The sequence below is a fragment of the Actinomadura chokoriensis genome, from assembly GCF_041463665.1.
Lineage (GTDB): Bacteria > Actinomycetota > Actinomycetes > Streptosporangiales > Streptosporangiaceae > Spirillospora > Spirillospora chokoriensis_A.
In genome coordinates, this window is sequence record NZ_JAXCEJ010000002.1 from 88,653 (window position 1) to 104,882 (window position 16,230).

General features: G+C 74.3%; 14 protein-coding genes. 6 read left to right on the top strand and 8 right to left on the bottom strand.

Annotation, left to right across the window (positions count from 1 at the left end):
* Positions 1-44: 44 nt before the first annotated feature.
* Positions 45-1,172, bottom strand: a complete 1,128-nt coding sequence (locus tag SM418_RS03765; RefSeq protein ID WP_371939090.1) for an exonuclease SbcCD subunit D — start codon at positions 1,170-1,172, stop codon at positions 45-47.
* Positions 1,173-1,328: 156 nt separating this feature from the next.
* Here SM418_RS03765 and SM418_RS03770 point away from each other — a divergent pair, with 156 nt between their 5' ends.
* Both SM418_RS03770 and SM418_RS03775 read left to right on the top strand, forming a co-directional pair.
* A complete protein-coding gene (locus tag SM418_RS03770) occupies positions 1,329-1,979 on the top strand; it encodes a RibD family protein (protein WP_371939652.1) in 651 nt (216 codons plus the stop codon).
* Positions 1,972-2,400, top strand: a complete 429-nt coding sequence (locus tag SM418_RS03775; RefSeq protein WP_371939091.1) for a cytidine/deoxycytidylate deaminase family protein — start codon at positions 1,972-1,974, stop codon at positions 2,398-2,400. Before SM418_RS03770 ends, SM418_RS03775 begins: the two co-directional genes overlap by 8 nt.
* A gap of 52 nt (positions 2,401-2,452) precedes the next feature.
* On the opposite strand, the gene SM418_RS03780 is transcribed toward SM418_RS03775, so the two are convergent.
* From SM418_RS03780 to SM418_RS03795, 4 genes are all read right to left on the bottom strand, one after another.
* Positions 2,453-2,770 (bottom strand): hypothetical protein, encoded by a 318-nt coding sequence (locus SM418_RS03780; protein WP_371939092.1) that lies wholly within the window; start codon positions 2,768-2,770, stop codon positions 2,453-2,455.
* A complete protein-coding gene (locus SM418_RS03785) occupies positions 2,767-3,264 on the bottom strand; it encodes a hypothetical protein (RefSeq protein ID WP_371939093.1) in 498 nt (165 codons plus the stop codon). The genes SM418_RS03780 and SM418_RS03785 overlap by 4 nt, the downstream gene beginning before the upstream one ends.
* Positions 3,261-3,494 carry a hypothetical protein gene (locus tag SM418_RS03790; protein ID WP_371939094.1) on the bottom strand — a complete coding sequence of 78 codons (234 nt, stop codon included), beginning with the start codon at positions 3,492-3,494 and terminating at the stop codon, positions 3,261-3,263. The genes SM418_RS03785 and SM418_RS03790 overlap by 4 nt, the downstream gene beginning before the upstream one ends.
* Positions 3,495-3,625: 131 nt before the next feature.
* Complete coding sequence (locus SM418_RS03795; RefSeq protein WP_371939095.1) at positions 3,626-4,828, bottom strand: helix-turn-helix domain-containing protein; 1,203 nt, start codon at positions 4,826-4,828, stop codon at positions 3,626-3,628.
* 88 nt (positions 4,829-4,916) lie between these two features.
* Here SM418_RS03795 and SM418_RS03800 point away from each other — a divergent pair, with 88 nt between their 5' ends.
* The 4 genes from SM418_RS03800 to SM418_RS03815 all read left to right on the top strand — a co-directional run bounded on the left by SM418_RS03800 (position 4,917) and on the right by SM418_RS03815 (position 12,514).
* The gene (locus tag SM418_RS03800; RefSeq protein ID WP_371939096.1) at positions 4,917-5,672 is read left to right on the top strand and encodes a 2'-5' RNA ligase family protein; all 756 of its coding nucleotides are present in this window, start codon (positions 4,917-4,919) and stop codon (positions 5,670-5,672) included.
* A 130-nt stretch (positions 5,673-5,802) separates the two neighbouring features.
* A complete protein-coding gene (locus tag SM418_RS03805; RefSeq protein ID WP_371939097.1) occupies positions 5,803-7,245 on the top strand; it encodes an aldehyde dehydrogenase in 1,443 nt (480 codons plus the stop codon).
* A gap of 141 nt (positions 7,246-7,386) precedes the next feature.
* Positions 7,387-10,770 (top strand): hypothetical protein, encoded by a 3,384-nt coding sequence (locus SM418_RS03810; RefSeq protein WP_371939098.1) that lies wholly within the window; start codon positions 7,387-7,389, stop codon positions 10,768-10,770.
* 70 nt (positions 10,771-10,840) lie between these two features.
* The gene (locus tag SM418_RS03815; protein ID WP_371939099.1) at positions 10,841-12,514 is read left to right on the top strand and encodes a serine/threonine-protein kinase; all 1,674 of its coding nucleotides are present in this window, start codon (positions 10,841-10,843) and stop codon (positions 12,512-12,514) included.
* 74 nt (positions 12,515-12,588) lie between these two features.
* On the opposite strand, the gene SM418_RS03820 is transcribed toward SM418_RS03815, so the two are convergent.
* The 3 genes from SM418_RS03820 to SM418_RS03830 are packed head-to-tail and all read right to left on the bottom strand — an operon-like array spanning position 12,589 to position 16,135.
* Entirely contained in the window at positions 12,589-13,944 is a 1,356-nt protein-coding gene (locus tag SM418_RS03820; RefSeq protein WP_371939100.1) for an MFS transporter, read from the bottom strand.
* Entirely contained in the window at positions 13,941-14,786 is an 846-nt protein-coding gene (locus SM418_RS03825) for an SDR family NAD(P)-dependent oxidoreductase (RefSeq protein ID WP_371939101.1), read from the bottom strand. The genes SM418_RS03820 and SM418_RS03825 overlap by 4 nt, the downstream gene beginning before the upstream one ends.
* Entirely contained in the window at positions 14,783-16,135 is a 1,353-nt protein-coding gene (locus SM418_RS03830; protein WP_371939102.1) for a flavin-containing monooxygenase, read from the bottom strand. The genes SM418_RS03825 and SM418_RS03830 overlap by 4 nt, the downstream gene beginning before the upstream one ends.
* Between the last annotated feature and the right edge of the window lie 95 nt (positions 16,136-16,230).

Consider the following 16,230-nt stretch of genomic DNA (forward strand, 5'->3'; position numbering starts at 1 on the left):
CGGCCCGGAGGGCGAGCGCCCGGCCCGGCCGTCGGCGCCGCGGGTCACGTCAGGGCCTCCTTCCGGCGGCAGGCCTCGAAGGCGTCGTGGAGGAGGGCGCGTTCGGCTTCGGTGGCGGGGGCGTCGGTCACCTCGGCGACGAAGTCTCCCGCGACGTCGAGGGCGGAGCGCTCGCGGACGCGTTCGGACCAGGTGCGGACGCCGTCCGCCGCGCCGCCCTCGGGGTCGAAGCCGAGGACGAGCGTGTGCGGGAAGCGGCGGCGCAGCCGTTCCATCGCGGCGGACGGGCGGCGCGCGTCGGTCAGCGTGACCTGGAGCCAGCGGTCCTCGAACTCGTCGTAGGCGGCGTCGGTCAGCAGATCGTCGATGCGTCCGCGCACCCGCGCCAGGCGGCGCGGGACGGGCGCCTGCACGAACTCGCCCGCTACGGCTTCGCCGGTGAGGTCGATCAGCCACGAGCCCTTGACGTGCTTCTCCTCCGAGAAGGAGTACGCGAGCGGCGAACCCGAGTACCGGACGCGGTCGGTGATGCGCCAGGCGCCGTGCAGGTGGCCGAGCGCCGCGTAGTCGACGCCCTCGAACACCGACGCCGACACCTGCGACGACCCGCCGACCGAGATGTCGCGTTCGCTCTCGCTCGACTCGCCGCCGGTGACGAACGCGTGCGCCAGCACGACCGAGCGCTCCGCGCGGCCCGCGGCGTCGTCGCGGACGCGGCGCATGGCCTCGGCCAGCGCGGCGGCATGGGTGCGCTCGTCCAGGCTCCAGGGGTGCCGGACGAGTTCGGGCTCCAGGTAGGGGATGCCGTAGATCGCGGCGTCCCCGACGATGACGGGCTCCCCCACGGTCGCGAAGTCGGTGCGGACGTGCACGCCGGCGGCGTCCATCAGCGCCGACCCGAACCCGAGCCTGCGCGCCGAGTCGTGGTTGCCGGCGATGAGCACCACGCGCGCTCGTTCGGCGAGCCGCTCCAGCGCCTCGTTGCACAGCTTCACGGCGTCGACGGCGGGCAGCGCGCGATCGTAGACGTCGCCGGAGATCAGCACGCACTCGACCCGCTCCGCCGTGACGGTCTCGACCAGGTGGTCGACGAACGCGGCCTGCGCGGCCAGCAGGTCCTCGCGGTGGAACGATCTGCCGAGATGCCAGTCGGAGGTGTGCAGGATTCGCATGTCGCAGCAACCATAGGCACCCCCTCCGACACATCCGGCGCAGAAACGCCGAGCCACCCCAAAGGATCTTCGAATACCGCATCGGCGCGGCTCCCGTAGGGTTGCCGCGTGAGTGATCGTCCCAGTGATCGTCCCTATGTGCTGCTGAGTTGCGCGATGTCCGCCGACGGCTACATCGACGACGCGAGCCCGGAGCGGCTGCGGCTGTCCAGCCCGGCTGACTTCGACCGGGTCGACGAGGTGCGCGCCGGCTGCGACGCGATCCTCGTCGGCGCCGGGACCGTGCGGGCCGACGACCCGAAGCTGCTGATCCGCTCCGCCGCCCGCCGCGAGCGGCGCGCCGCCCGCGGGCTGCCCGCCGACCTGACCAAGGTGACGCTGACCTGGGGCGGAGACCTCGACCCCGGCGCCCGGTTCTTCACCACGGGCGAGGCGCCGAAGCTGGTGTACGCCCCGTCCGGCACGGCCGCCGGCCTCGCGCCCCGCCTGGACGGCCTGGCCGACGTGATCGACGCCGGGGACCCGCTCGCGCTGACGACCGTGCTGGGCGATCTCGCGGCCCGGGGCGTCCGGCGGCTGATGGTCGAGGGGGGCGGCGGCGTGCACACGCTGTTCCTGACGTCCGGCCTGGTGGACGAGTTGCAGCTCGTCGTGGCGCCGTTCTTCATCGGCGACCCGTCGGCGCCGCGGTTCGTCCGGTCGGGGGTGTTCCCGCAGTCGCCGGACCGTCCGATGCGCCTGGCGGAGGTCACCCGCATCGGCGACCTCGTCCTCCTGCGCTACCTGATCGGAGCGGCGCGTGGATGACCTCGGCTGGCTGGGGCTGGCCTGCGACCTGGCGAAGCTGTGCCCGCCGTCCGCCACCGCCTTCTCCGTCGGCGCGGTCATCGTCGGCCCGGACGGACGGGAGATCGCGCGCGGCTTCTCCCGCGAGCACGACCCGCACGACCACGCCGAGGAGTCCGCGCTGGCCAAGGCGCACGGGAAGGCGACCGGCGCGACCGTCTACAGCTCGCTGGAGCCGTGCGGGCACCGCGCGTCCCGTCCCCGCCCGTGCGCCGAGCTGATCGTCGCCTCCGGCGCCCGCCGCGTCGTCTTCGCCTGGCGCGAACCGCAGCTGTTCGCCGAGGGCGCCGGCGCGGAGCGCCTCGAGGCGGCGGGCGTGGAACTCCTGGAACTCCCCGAGCTGGCCGGCCGCGCCCGCGAACCCAACGCCCACCTCCTCTAGGGCCAAAGCCGAGAAGTCAAGGGTGATGCCCGGGGTGGATCGAGGGTAGCGGTCACGTGCACCTCCGGCGCGCTTCTTCGGTTGGTACCGCGGCTCCAGACGCGCGCAAGCTGGTCCGGAGCCGCGGGGTCAGGGTGCGGGTGAGCCGCTCGGCCGCGCGGGCGGCGTCGGCGCCTACCTGGGCGCCTGCGTCCGGGCCGTCCACCCACAGGTAGGCGGCGGCGCCGTGGTCCCACCGGATGTGCGCGCCGGGCTCGGCGCGGCGACGCACATGCAGGATCTGCTCGCCGGGTGTGAGGAACACCGCGACATCGGGGGCCTGGCGGCGGATCCGCTCCCGCAGATCGTCGAGGCGTTCGTAGCAGGTCACGGTCCGACCCTCCGGAGCGTCCCGCCGAGGTGCACCACAGCGTCGGTGACGTTGTCGGCCTCGGCGATCGGCTCGCCCCGGTGGTCGAAGAACCACAGCCGCCCGTCGTCCTCCAGCCGCGGCCGGCACGTGACCACGTCGGAGAGGCGGGGCCCGTCGCTGACCGGTGCGATGACGGTCAGCTCACCCGCTGCAAGTTCCGCTCCGAACCCGACGGCCAGGAGCCGAACTCTGAGCGCGTCGAGGCGGGCGCGGGCGGCGGTCTCGACGGCGAGCTGCGCCTCGACCTGCAGAGCGCCGCCGATCAGTTCCGCGAGCCGGTCGGCGGTGTCTGCGTGGATCCAGCCGTACCCGCCCGTGGGCGGCATCCGGAACGGCTTGCGACGGGCCTCCCAAGGCAGGTTCGCTGCGGGCATGTGCTGGATGACCCAGTCCGGGTGGTCGGCGCGCAGCCGCTCGTGCTGCCCGGCGGCGGTGTCGTGGTCGCGGCTCACCGGTCGGCGTCCTCACGCCAGTCGGCGGTGCGGATCCGGCCGCGGAGCGCGGCCGGTGTCGCGGCCCGCACCATGGCGGTGGCGTCGTCGCGGGTCGCGTGCCAGGGGTGGGTGTCGCCGGGCGTGTAGCCGATGGTCCAGGCGGCGTACTCCGACCGCAGTTGCGTAAGGGTCTGCTGCGTCGCCGCGCTCATCTGGGTGGCGGGTGTCGGGCAAGGTAGGTTGGCCATCAGCCGGACCTCGTTTCCGGTCAGGCCCGGGAACTGCGGTGTTCGCGCACCGGCCCGGGCCGCTCTGTGTTGTAGGCCACAGACCGTAAGATCGGACACACCCGCTGTTGTTTCTGAACGGAAACCCGCCGTCAGACCAAGTTCATCCTCCACGCCAGACCGCGCAGATCACGGCCGGTGGCGTGGTCGTACAGATCGGCGACCAGCTCCCGCACCAGCGGGTTGCGGTGCACTCGGGCGGCCGACAGCTTCTCGGCCTGCCGGATCGCGCGGACCGCGCCGGCGTCGTCCCCGAGCATCGCCAACGCTCGGCCGGTCTCGATCGACAGCGCTGCCTTGCGTCCGCGGGAGGGCAGCGCGCGGGCGTCGACGGACCTGGCAGCGGCCAGCGCCGCCTCTGGCTCCTCGGCCTCCACGGCGAGCATCGCCTTCCACACACCTACGTTCGCGGGTCCGAAACTCTGCCACGCCCCAGCGCGCTCGCCGAGCCGGTCAGCGACCTGCGCGGCTTCGGCCACGCGTTCACCGGCGCCCTTGTGGTCGCCCTGGATCTGGCGTGCGAGCGCGGCTGAGAGTTGCAGCATCCCGTACACCTCGTGCGCGAACGGGTCGCCGTCCCGGTGCGCCTCCATGGAGGCGGCGGCGTGCTCGGCCTCCCGGAGCGCACGCGACAGCGCGGCCGACGAACGGGAGTGGGCCTGCGAGAACGCCGCAGCGCCCGCCATCACCGGGTCGTCCAGGTGGCGTGCTGCGCCCTTGGCACGGTCGGCTGCGATCCAAGCCAGGTCGATCTGCCCCAGGTGCCGAAGGACGAACGTCGCCGCCGTACACGCGTCGACCAGGGACCGCAGCGCGGTGACCTGCTCGCCTTCGTCGCCGCTGGCCGCGTGGACATGGAGTTCGGCCAGCACCGACGGCAGGCACGACGCGAGCGCCGCGTAGTCGGCCTCGCGGCGCTTGACCTGGATGTCGCCAGCCACTAGTTCGGCGAGCGCGCCGACGGGGCGGGTGGGGACGTCGAGGGGGTTGTCGAGGGAGGAGTCGAGAAACACCTCGCGCAGGTGCACGATGTCGCCGTGCGCGCGGTCGCGAGGCCGGATCGCGGGGGTGGGTTCGCCTAGGAGGTCGGCGGCGGACACCTCCAGCGCCTCGGCGAGCGCGCGTATGTCGCCGCGTCGTTCGAGGCGGGTCTTGCCGTTCTCGACTTTGGACAGCCATCCCTTGGAGCGGCCGACCAGACCGGCGAGCGCTTCAAGGGGCAGGCCGCGGAAGAGCCGTGCCGCTCGTACGTTCTCACCGATACGCCGCGCGCCGTCGTCAACCGGTCCAGCCATGGCTACCCTCGTCGTAGTTCCGAGACCCACTGCCCACCGTACGCGCGTATGTGGCCGGCGGGCAGGGAACTCCGGCGGGCGCCCCACCTTGGCTCGGCTCCTGCTCGGTGTTTCCGCCGAGCTGTTCGCCCTGATCAACCTCCTTGCCGGGGACGTCGACCGGTACCACCTCGCCGATGCCTATGGGTGCACCGGAGGCCACGTGAGCCCGATGCCCGACCGCATGTCCGACCACTGGTGGTGGCGGCCGGGGGTTCGTCCCGGCCGCCGGCTGCTCGTCTGGCACATCCTGCCCGATGACCAGCCAGAGGTGCGCGATCTCGTCCACCGTCTCCAGGGCAGGCTCACGGGCTTGGACGGCCTGGACATCATCCCGGCTGAGTGGCTGCACATGACCACTCAGATCGTGGGTTTCGACGACGAGATCCCCGCTGATGAAGCCGCCGCGATGGTCGCCCGGGCGGCGGCCCGCCTCGCGGCCATCCCGCCGGTCGAGGTCCAGCTCGGCAAGGTGTGGATGCACAGCGAGGCTGTGATGCTCGGCGTTCGTCCGCCGGATGGGCTGCATCCCATCCGGCAGGCGATCCGGGAAGCCGTCGCCGGGACCGTCAGCGTGCACCAGCTCGCGGACGAGCTGGCCTGGACCCCGCATGTCTCCGTCGCCTACAGCAACGCTGACCGTCCCGCGCAACCCGTCATAGAGGCGCTCGACCCGCGTCCGGAGGCAGTGCCGATGAGGGTCGCGCAAATCCATCTGGTGGCGCAGCAGAGGGTAGGGCGGATCTACCGCTGGGAGCGGCGTGCGGTGGCCAAGTTGGGGAGATCCTCAGCGGTGCGAGCCTAGTCTCCCTCAAGTGCGGGCGCCTGGACACCCGGTGAGACGCGAGTCTCATTCCTCTTGCCAATGCCCAGGGACCTCATGCGATGCTGTGCCAAGCAAGCATTCGGTTAACCGCCAGGGAGGCATCGGCAGCATGCGCGAGCACGATCGGCTGTTCATCGGCGGCGAGTGGACCGCCCCGGCCGGCACCGGCACGATCGACGTCATCTCCCCGCACACCGAGGAGGTCATCGGGCGGGTACCCGACGGCACCGAGGCCGACGTCGACGCGGCGGTCGCGGCGGCGCGGCGCGCGTTCGACGAGGGGCCCTGGCCCCGGATGACGCCCGCCGAGCGCGCCGAGATCGTCGGGCGCCTCTCGGCGATCTACGCCGAACGGCAGCAGGAGATGGCCGACCTCTGCACCGCCCAGATGGGCTCGCCCATCATGTTCTCGGTGTTCGGGCAGGCCGCCATCCCGCAGATGGTCCTGCAGTACTACGTGGACCTCGCCGCCACCTACGCGTGGGAGGAGGACCGGCAGGGCATGCTGGGGCCGGTCACCGTCACCCAGGAGCCGGTCGGCGTCGTCGCGGCGATCGTCCCGTGGAACGTCCCGCAGTTCACGCTGATGCTGAAACTGGCGCCCGCCCTCATCGCGGGCTGCACCGTGGTGGCCAAGCCGTCCCCGGAGACGCCGCTCGACAGCTACCTGCTCGCCGAGTGGATCCGCGAGGCCGGGATCCCCGAGGGCGTCGTCAACGTCGTCCCGGCCGGGCGCGAGGTCGGCGCCTACCTCGTCGCGCACCCGGACGTCGACAAGGTCTCCTTCACCGGCTCCACCGCCGCCGGACGCAAGATCGGCGCCGTCTGCGGGGAGCAGCTCAAGCGCGTCACGCTGGAGCTCGGCGGCAAGTCCGCCGCCATCGTCCTGGACGACGCCGACCTGCCGTCCACCATCGAGGGCTTCAAGCTGGCCTCGCTGATGAACAACGGCGAGGCGTGCGCCGCGCAGACCCGCATCCTCGCCTCCCGCCGCCGCTACGACGAGGTCGCCGACGCCCTCGCCACCATGGTCGGCGGGCTCTCCGTCGGCGACCCCGCCGACTACGCCACGGAGATCGGCCCGCTCGTCGCCAAGCGGCAGCAGGAACGCGTGGAGAACTACATCCGGATCGGCCAGGACGAGGGCGCCAAGCTGATCACCGGCGGCCTCAACCGCCCCCACGACCGCGGCTGGTACGTCGCCCCGACCGTGTTCGGCGACGTCGGCAACGACATGCGCATCGCCCGGGAGGAGATCTTCGGCCCGGTGCTCGTCCTCATCCCCTACGAGGACGAGGACGACGCCGTCAGGATCGCCAACGACAGCGACTACGGCCTCGGCGGCTCTGTCTGGACGTCCGACGTCGGCCACGGCGTCGACGTCGCCCGCCGCATCCGCACCGGAAGCTGCGGCGTCAACATGTACACCCTCGACCCGAACACCCCGTTCGGCGGCTACAAGAACAGCGGCATGGGCCGCGAACTGGGCCCCGAGGGCCTGCGCGCCTACCTGGAGCACAAGTCCATCCCCCACCCCGCTCCCTCCGCCTGACCCACCCCGCCTGACCCACCCCGCCTGACCCACCCCGAGGACGCAGCCCGCCGAGGCCCCGATCAGCCGATCGGGGCCTCGGGTCCGGAAGAACCATAAAAGCGGGTGAATCCGGACGGGTGATCCGGCACGATGCGCGTCATGCGCGCCGATGATCTGCTCGCCGAGATCGAGCCCCTCCCGTACCCCGCCCGCGTCCGCCGCCTGGCGGAGCTGCGGCGGTCCGCGGGCCGGCCGGAACTCGCCGCGCTGCTGGCCGAGCTCGGCGGGCGCGGCCACTACGAGCGGTCGACCGCGCTGTTCGTCGCGTCCGTCGTGCGGGACGAGGCGTCCGTGGCGCACATCCTGGCGGCGACCCGCGACCCGGACGCGTCGCTGGCGCTGCGGGCCACCCGGCTGGCGGTGCGGTACGCCCCCGAACCGGAGCCGCTCGCGGAGACCCTGACGGACGCCCCGTCGGCGATCCGGGCGGCGACCTACCGGGCGATCCGCCGGCACTGCCGCGCCGATCTCGCCGACGCGCTCATCGGGCCGGTCGCGGAGCGGTGGGGCGCCGACGAGGCGGCCGCGCTGCTGCCCGCCTGCACCCCCGGGCACGCGGCCGAGCGCCTCGGCCCGCTCGCGCACGCCGTCCCGAACCGCCACACCCTGGGAGGCGCCCACCCGGAGACGTTCCTGGACCACGCCGAACGGGAACTCGGCGCGCTCGCCCCCGGCGCGCGGACGTCCTGGTGGCACTGGAATGGGCCGGGCGTCGCGGCGGCGTCGCGGCACGCCCCAGGGCGCGTCCTCGGCCTCCTGGAGAACCGCTGGCACGTCGCCGGCCTTCCGCGGGCGATCGAGCCCCGGCTCGGCGCGCTGCTGGACGCCGAGCCGGAGCGGACGCTGCGGCTGCTGCTGTCGGACGGGTGCCGGTCGATGCTGCCGTCGCTGATCCGCCGCCGCTCCATGCGCGACCGGCTCGCCCGCGCCGGCGGGGACGCTCTCGACTCCGCCGCCCGCGCCGTCCGCGAGGACGCGTACACGCTGCGGCTGCTGCTGAAGGCGCTGCCGCCGAGCCGGCGCGGCGCGCTGTTCGACGCGGCGTTCGACGGCGTCGACCTGGCGACCGCCGAGTTCGGGGAGGCGCTGCTGGACGTCCTTCCGCGCGCCGTGCGGGTCCGGGAGGCGCGCCGGATGCTCACCCTGCGCACGATCGCCGAACGACCGCAGCGGGTCCAGGCCCTCTCGTCGTTCCTGCCGTTCGAGGAGGCCCGGCCCGGCCTGGAGGAGCTGATCCGCCGTCCGGACGCCGACGAGCGCGCGGCCGGGTACGCGCTGCTGGTCCAGTGCGCCGGACGCGAGCGCGACCCGGCCGTCCTGACCGCGGTGCTGGAGTCCCTCGGGCGCCTGCGCAACGAGCAGGACCCGGTGCGGGCCGCCGCGCTTCGGGCGCTGGCGTCCGTCCCGGACGCGGTGCTGCGGTTCGAGCACGCGGCGGCCGTCGAGCGGCTCACCGGGGACGCGCTGAACGCCCGCGACTGCTCCGCCGAGACGCGCCTGTCGCTCGTCCAGATCGCCCGCGCGTTCTTCCAGCAGGGCGCGGTCCGCGACGACGCCGAGCTGACGGTCTTCGGGATCGGGCTGATGAAGCGCCTCATCGGCAGCGCCTCTCACGTGCCGCTCGGCCGGCTCGACCGCGTCCTGCGGCGCGGGCAGGAGCACCGGCTCGCCGGGTGGCTCGCCCCGCTGCTCGACGAGGGCGCGCGCCGCGACGACCACATGCTCGCGCTGATGCTCGTCCAGGCGCTCGGGCGACGCGCCCACGGCGTCCCGGTGCTCCAGGACGCGCTGGAGAAGGCCCTGGACGCCCGAGCGGACGGGGTGATCCGCCAGGCGATCGCGTTGTGGCTGGAGCCACCGGGGACGCGCGGCGAGCGGGTCGAGCGCGTGGTCGCGAAGGACCCGTCGACGGTCGCTGTGCCCGCGGTGCTCGCCGCGATCGCCGCCGAGCGCACCGATCTGTTGCACCTCGTCCTGTCCGAGGCCACACCCGCCGGACGGTTCCAGCGGGGCGACGTCACCTACGTCCGGTGGCTGGACCCGAACTGGACGCGGCGCTGGACGGCCGCGCAGCACGCCGCCTACCTGCGCCTCCTCGAACGGGTCGCGGACGACGGACGGCTCCCGGACGCCGACCGGGCCCGCGCGGTCGCCTCGATCGCGGCGGTCCCGGGCCTGGACGCCGCCCGGCTCCGCCCCTACCTGGAATCGGACGACGCGCGCCTGCGCCGCGCCGCGCTGACCGCCGCGCCCTGGACCGCCCGCCCGCAGGACGTCCTGCCCGGCCTGCTCGCGCACGCCGCGTCCGACGACGCGCACGTGGCCGTCCACGCGGCGGGACGCGCGGCGCGGTTCGTGCGGCCGTCGGCGCTGGCGGCGCAGCTCCGCCCGGTCCTCGCCGGCGGCAGGATCACCGCGCGCAAGGAGGCGCTGCGGATCCTCCTGCGGACCCGCGCGCCGGAGGCGATGGACGTCGTCGCCGGGGCCTGGGACGACACGGGCCAGCACCGGGACGTGCGCGCGGCGATCGTGTCGGCCGTCCGCCCGCACATGGCCGACCCGGTGGCGCGGCGGATCCTGGCCGAGGCCGCGGACGGGCCGCGCGACCTCGCCCGCCAGGTGCTCGGCGCCCGGCCGCACGAGATCGACGACGCGTTCCGCGCCCGGTACGCCGACCTGGTCGTGCGGGTGGCGCGCTCCCGCGACCCGGAGGCGGCCGATCCCGCGCTGCCGGCGCTCGGCCGGTGGGCGCAGTGGGCGCCGGAGATCCCGGCGGTGCTGGCGGGCGTCCTCACCGACCTCGGCGAGACGCGCCGGTGGCGCACCGCGCTGTCCACGCTGGTCACCTGCGCCGTGGGCGGCACCGGCGCGGGCGAGCTGGCGGGCGCCGCCGCGGCACTCGCCGCGGGCGACGGAGGCGCCGACGCCGAGGCCGAACGGGATCTGCCGGCGGCGCAGCGGCTGACCGCGCTGGCGGACGCGGTCCGCGCCGCCGCCGCGAACCGCCGCGAAGCCGCCGAACCCGTCCTGCGGGCCGTCACCGAGCGGCTTCCGGCGCAGCTCGCGCGGGAGCTGACGGCCGCGACGCTGCGCTGGGACTCCCCGGACGCGTCCGCCGCCGTGGGCGCGCTGGCCGACGCCTGCGCGGATTCACCCGCCCTGGCCGTCCAGCCGGTGGCCGAGGCCCTCGCGGAGGGCCCGCACGGTGCGGACCAGTACGGCGCGGGCCAGTACGGTGCGGACCGGTACGGCGGCGTCTTCCGGCCTGGCCTCCCGGACGCGGCGGACGTGCTCCCCCACGCCGAACGCCTGGCCCGGCGCGGCGACCGCGCCGGGGGCCTGTTCGCCGCCGCGCTCACCGGAGGGCACGCGCCGCGCGCGGGCTGGCCCGCCCCCTGGCGTTCCGTGCTGCGCGCCCTGCGCGTCCATCCCGACCCGGACGTGGCGTTCACCGCGCGAGGCGTCCTCACCTCGCGGGAATGAGCAAAACCATTCCCGGGACGCCCGCGTCCCATTGGTGGATCATTCGGAGCGAGCCTGTGAGGAGTGGCCGGTGACGCAGTGGCGGGTTTCTGAGTTCGACGAGGTGCGCGAGCTGGGCCGCGGAGCGCAGGGCCGGGTGGCGCTGGCGCGGCACTCCGGGTCCGGCACACCGGTCGCGATCAAGTACCTGCCCGCCGGCGCCGACCCCGGGGCCAAGGACGCCTTCCGCAACGAGGCCCGGATGCTCGGCCGGGTCGACGACCCGCACGTGGCGCGGCTCTACCGGCTCGTGGAGCACGAGCAGGGCACCGCACTGATCATGGAAGCGGTCGAGGGCGTCTCGCTGAAGCGGGTCCTGGCCGAGCACGGCGCCCTCGGCCCGGAGGCGGCGCTCCTGGTGCTGAAAGGGTCGCTGCGGGGGCTGGCCGCCGCGCACGCCGCCGGGGTCGTCCACCGCGACTTCAAGCCCGCCAACGTCGTCGTCCGGCCGGACGGCCTCAGCAAGCTCATCGACTTCGGCATCGCCGTCTGGACGGGCGAGGGCGACCGGTCGGGCACCCCCGTGTACATGGCGCCCGAGCAGTGGCGCGGCGAGCCCGCCACCCCGGCCACCGACGTCTACGCCGCCACCTGCGTCTTCTACGAATGCGTGACCGGTGAGCGGCCCTACCGCGCGGACGACCAGATCGCGCTGATGGGGCTGCACGCCACCGCCCCCGTCCCGGCGGAGAACGTCCCCGAACCGCTGCGCACGCTGGTGCTCCAGGGGATGGCCAAGGACCCCTCCTACCGCCCGCCGAGCGCCGCGCAGTTCGTGAGCGAGCTCGATCGGATCGCCGTCCAGTCCTACGGCGCGGACTGGGAGCGGCGCGGACTGCGCGCCCTGGCCGTCACGGCGGCCGCCTTCGCCGCGCTGTTCCCCCTCGCCGCCGCGGGCCTGGCCCCCGTCGGCGCCGGAGCCGGGGCGGCGGGCGCGGGCACGGCGGGAGCCGCCGCGGCCGCGGGTTCCAGCGGCGCGGCGGCGGGTTCGGGCGGGGTCATCTCCGCCGTCGGCACCAAGGCGGGCGTGGCGATCGCGGCCGCCGCCGTCGCCGGCAGTGCCGCCGCCGGCGTCGGCGTCTACGCCGCGACGCGTCCCGACCACGAGCACGTCGCCGCCGCGGCCACGCCCTCCGGGCAGCGGATGTCGTTCGGCACGTTCTCGGTGACGGTTCCGGAGAGCTGGAAGGTCACCCGGCTGACCGACCTGCCGGGCCGCGCCCAGGGCGACTACTGGGTGGACACCCCAGGCGAGTGCTACCCGTCCGCGCTGCTCCCGGCGGACCAACGGCAGAAGGACCGCAAGGCCTACAACAACAACTGCCCGGGGTTCCTGGTGATCGGCCAGCCGTGGCGCAACGACGGGTCCACCGGCTGGCGGGACTTCACCCTCTCCAGCACCTGGGGTCCCGAGACCGAGGCGTTCCGGACCTGCCCGCACCGAGCCGACCTCAACGGCATCGGCACCGAGGACGACCGGCGCAAGCCCCTGCGCGCGGGAGTCAACCCGGTCGGGCAGCGGCAGGCCCAGTACCGCGAATGGCGCCTGCACTGCGTCCTTCTGAACGGTCCCGAGCAGTTCCAGCCCTCCAGCGTGACCTACGTCCAGCGGTACTGGTACCTGACGGAGCCGAGGCTTCTCATCGTGGACGAGTGGAACACCCCGGACCTCGACACGATTCTCGCGAAGGCGACCTGGGCCTGACGGACGGTCGGCACGGGTCCACCCGGACACGCGGTCTACACGGCGGGTCTACACGGGGCTCTGACAGCGCGAGGTCACCCGGTCGGTGAGTGGGTCCGGTCGAGGGAGAACCGGCTCTGGAACGCCACGGCGACCGCCATCAGCGCGGCGGGGACGACGGTGACGCCGACGAGGATCGCCAGCAGCGCGGAGTCCGACTGGGCGATGTCGTGGCCGTCGGTGGTGGACACGAAACCGCCGAGGGCGAGGGCCGCGGAGTACACGTATGGGCCGATGGCGGTGCCGGTCGCGTCGGTCGCCGTCCACACGCCGGTGTAGGCGCCCGCGCGGGCCGTCCCGCGCGATTCGGCGGCGTCCACGACGTCGGGCAGCAGCGAGAACGCGAAGAGCTGGAGACCGGCGAAGGCGGTGCCGAGAACCGCGATCACCGCGACGGTCGCGGGGACGCCGATCGAGTCGCCGGGCCACAGGGCCAGCGGGCCGACGACGAACGTGCCCTGGCACATCAGCAGCGCACGGTGCTTGCCGGTCCGCCGCGACACCTTCTTCCAGACGGGCCCGGCGATCGCGGCGGGCACGAGGAAGGCGCCCATGAACACCGCCGTCAGGCCGTCGTCGTCCAGCATGTACTCGGTGTAGAAGGGCACCGCGGCGAGGAACAGGTGCGTCGTGGTGCTGGTGAACAGGAAGGACAGCACGAGCGTCCGGAAGTCGCGGTCCGCCCAGGCGATCCGGACGTCGCCGAGGACGGAGTGGCCCTGCCCGTCCGGGATCCGGAAACCGCAGCGGTCGGTCAGCCGCCGGGTGAACACGACGGCGACCGCGCCGGTGGCGACCAGGACGCCGGCGAGCAGGACGGCCATCCGCGCGTAGTCGGCGCGTTCGCCCGACGAGACCAGCGCCGGGGCCGCGACCCCGGCGCCGAGCAGGCCCACGGTCAGCAGCAGCATCCGGTACATGAACACCCGGGTGCGCTCGTGGTAGCCGATCCGCAGGTCGGACGGCGTCGTCAGGTAGGGCACCTGGAAGCACGCGAAGAGCATGTTCCCGGCGATGTAGAAGGCGCCGACCCACAGCGCCGCCGACCATCCCGACACCCCGGACGGCACCGAGAACAGCCCGATCCAGGCGAGCGCCAGCAGCAGCCCCCAGCGCAGCATGCCGCGCCGGTGCCCGTCGCGGCGCGCCTGCCGGTCCGACAGCGTCCCGAACAGGGGATGCGCGATCGCGTCGAGGATCTTCGGCAGCAGCAGCGTGAGCCCGGCGACGCCGGGCGGCACGCCGAGCGTGTGCGTCATGAAGTACAGGAGCAGCAGGCCGGGCACGGTGACCCACACGCCCATGCCGAGCGAGCCCGCGGCGTAACCGGTGAGGTCGCGCGCGCGTGGCCGGGCGCCGGCGCCGAGCCGCGTCGACTCGGCGGTGCTCACGGGCGGCCCGCGTGGCGGCGTACGACGCCGGCGGCCAGCTCGGAGCCCGCGAACACGCCGGAGCGGACGCGTTCGCCGAACGTGCGGGCGACGATCCGGTCGGTCAGCGCGGGCAGGTGCCGGGCGAGGAAGAACTCGACGGCGCCGCGCCGGGTCGTCGTCACGTCCCGGCGGGGGCGGCGGGACAGGGCGGCGCGCAGCACCGCGTCCACCACGCCGTCGAGCGGCTCGTAGCGGCTCACCCCGTCGAGGGAGAGGCCCGCCGCGGCGGTCGAGTCGTGGATCGGGCTCCGCACCGCTGACGGGTACACGCACGTCACGCCGACGTGGGTGCCGATCTCCATGCGCAGCGCGTCCGCGTAGGCCACGAGCGCGCGCTTGGACGCGCCGTAGGCGGCCGCCAGAGGGAGCTGCATGACGGCCATGCGGGACGACAGCATGACGACCCGTCCCCGGGACTCGACCAGGGCGTCCACGCACGCCGACGTCACCCGCCAGGCGCCGAGGAGGTTGATGTCGAGCTGGCGGCGGACCTCCTCGCCGGGCGGCAGCTCGGCCGGGGCGGGGCCGCCGATCCCCGCGTTGTTGATCAGCAGGTCGAGGCCGCCGAGCCGCTCGACCGCCTCCGCGACGGCCGCGGGCACGGCGTCGTCGTCGGTGATGTCGCAGGCGATGACGTCGATCGGGTCGTCCGGCCGGGGCGCCACGTCGAGGCCGACGACGCGGGCGCCGAGACCGGTCAGCCGGGCGCCGATCGCCCGGCCGAACGTGCCGGACGCGCCGGTGACGACGACCCGGAGGCCGCGCGGGTCCCGGCCACCGGCCGGGCGGGATGTGCTCATGCGGGTGTCTCCTCGCGGTGCGTCGGGGTGAACGGCCGGGCGGCGCCCCGGGCGAGCCGGTCCCGGCCCGCCTTCATCTCGCGGGGCAGGTCCGCTACATACTGGTCGAAATCGACGCGCATCATGGGACGCCGGTCGCCCCATCGCGCGGTCGCGGCGCGCAGCGCGCGGGCGACGGCACGCCGCCGTTCCGCCGGGGACGGCAGCCCGTACGCGCCGGAGAAGTAGGCCGCGGCCAGCTTGGCCTGGGCCTCCACGATCGGCAGCGCCGCGCCCGTGGACTGCATCAGCCCCACGAAGGCCAGGCTGGAGTCGTCCATGTGGAACACGCGCTTGAACAGCGGAAGCCGCTCCGGGTCGTCGCCCGTCAAGTCGCGGGACAGGAACGGGATGCTGACGCGGTAGCCGGTCGCCCAGACGATGACGTCGACGGGATCGGCGGTGCCGTCGCCGAAGACGACCGTGTCCCCGTCGAGGCGGTCGATGCCGGGCCGCGCCTCCACCTCGCCGTGGGTCAGGCGGTGCAGGATCGTGTCGCTGATCGTCGGGTGGTTCTGGAACAGGCCGCCCGCCGGAGCCGGGAGGCCGTAGTCCTGCGGGCGGCCGGCGGCGAGCCGCAGCATCGTCTCGGCGAGGCGCTGCCTGACCCGCCACGGCAGCACGGCGAGGGCGCCGCCGGTCGCGTCGGACGGCCGTCCGAACAGGTACTTCGGGACGATGTGGACGCCGCGCCGCGCCGACAGCAGCACCGGGCCGCGCGCGACGTGCGAGGCGTCCACGGCGATGTCCATGGCGGAGTTCCCCATGCCGACGACGAGGACCCGCTTGCCGCGGAACTCCTCGGCGTCCCGGTAGCCGTGGGCGTGCATCTGGGCGCCGGCGAAGTCGCCGGGCGGCGCGGGGTCGGGCCACCGGGGGTCCCAGTTGTGGCCGTTGGCGACCACGACGGCGTCGTACCGGGCGGCGTCGCCGGACTCGGTCCTCACCACCCACGGGCCGTCCGTCCCGTCCCGCTCCACGGACGCGACCGGGCTCTGGAAGCGGATGTGCGGGACGAGACCGAAGCGCTCGGCGTAGTCGGCCAGGTATCCGGCGATCATGTCGGCGGACGGGTAGTCCGGCCAGTGCCGCGGCATCGGGAAGTCGGCGAACTCGGTGCGCCCCTTGCTGGTGTTGAGGTGCAGGGAGGCGTAGGCGGGCGACAGGCCGGCGCCGCGCACCCACAGCCCGCCGGGACGGTCGCCCCGCTCGTACAGCACGAACTCCACGCCCGCGTCGCGCAGGGCCTTGCCGGCGGCGAGGCCGGCCGGCCCGGCGCCGATCACGGCGACACGGCGGGCAGAGGTCATGAGGGCACTCCCGGGAAGACGAATCCTTGTGGTGATCTCCAACCCTAAGCACCGGAATCGGTCGCGAACATGGAGAACAGCACGCGTTTGGCGGC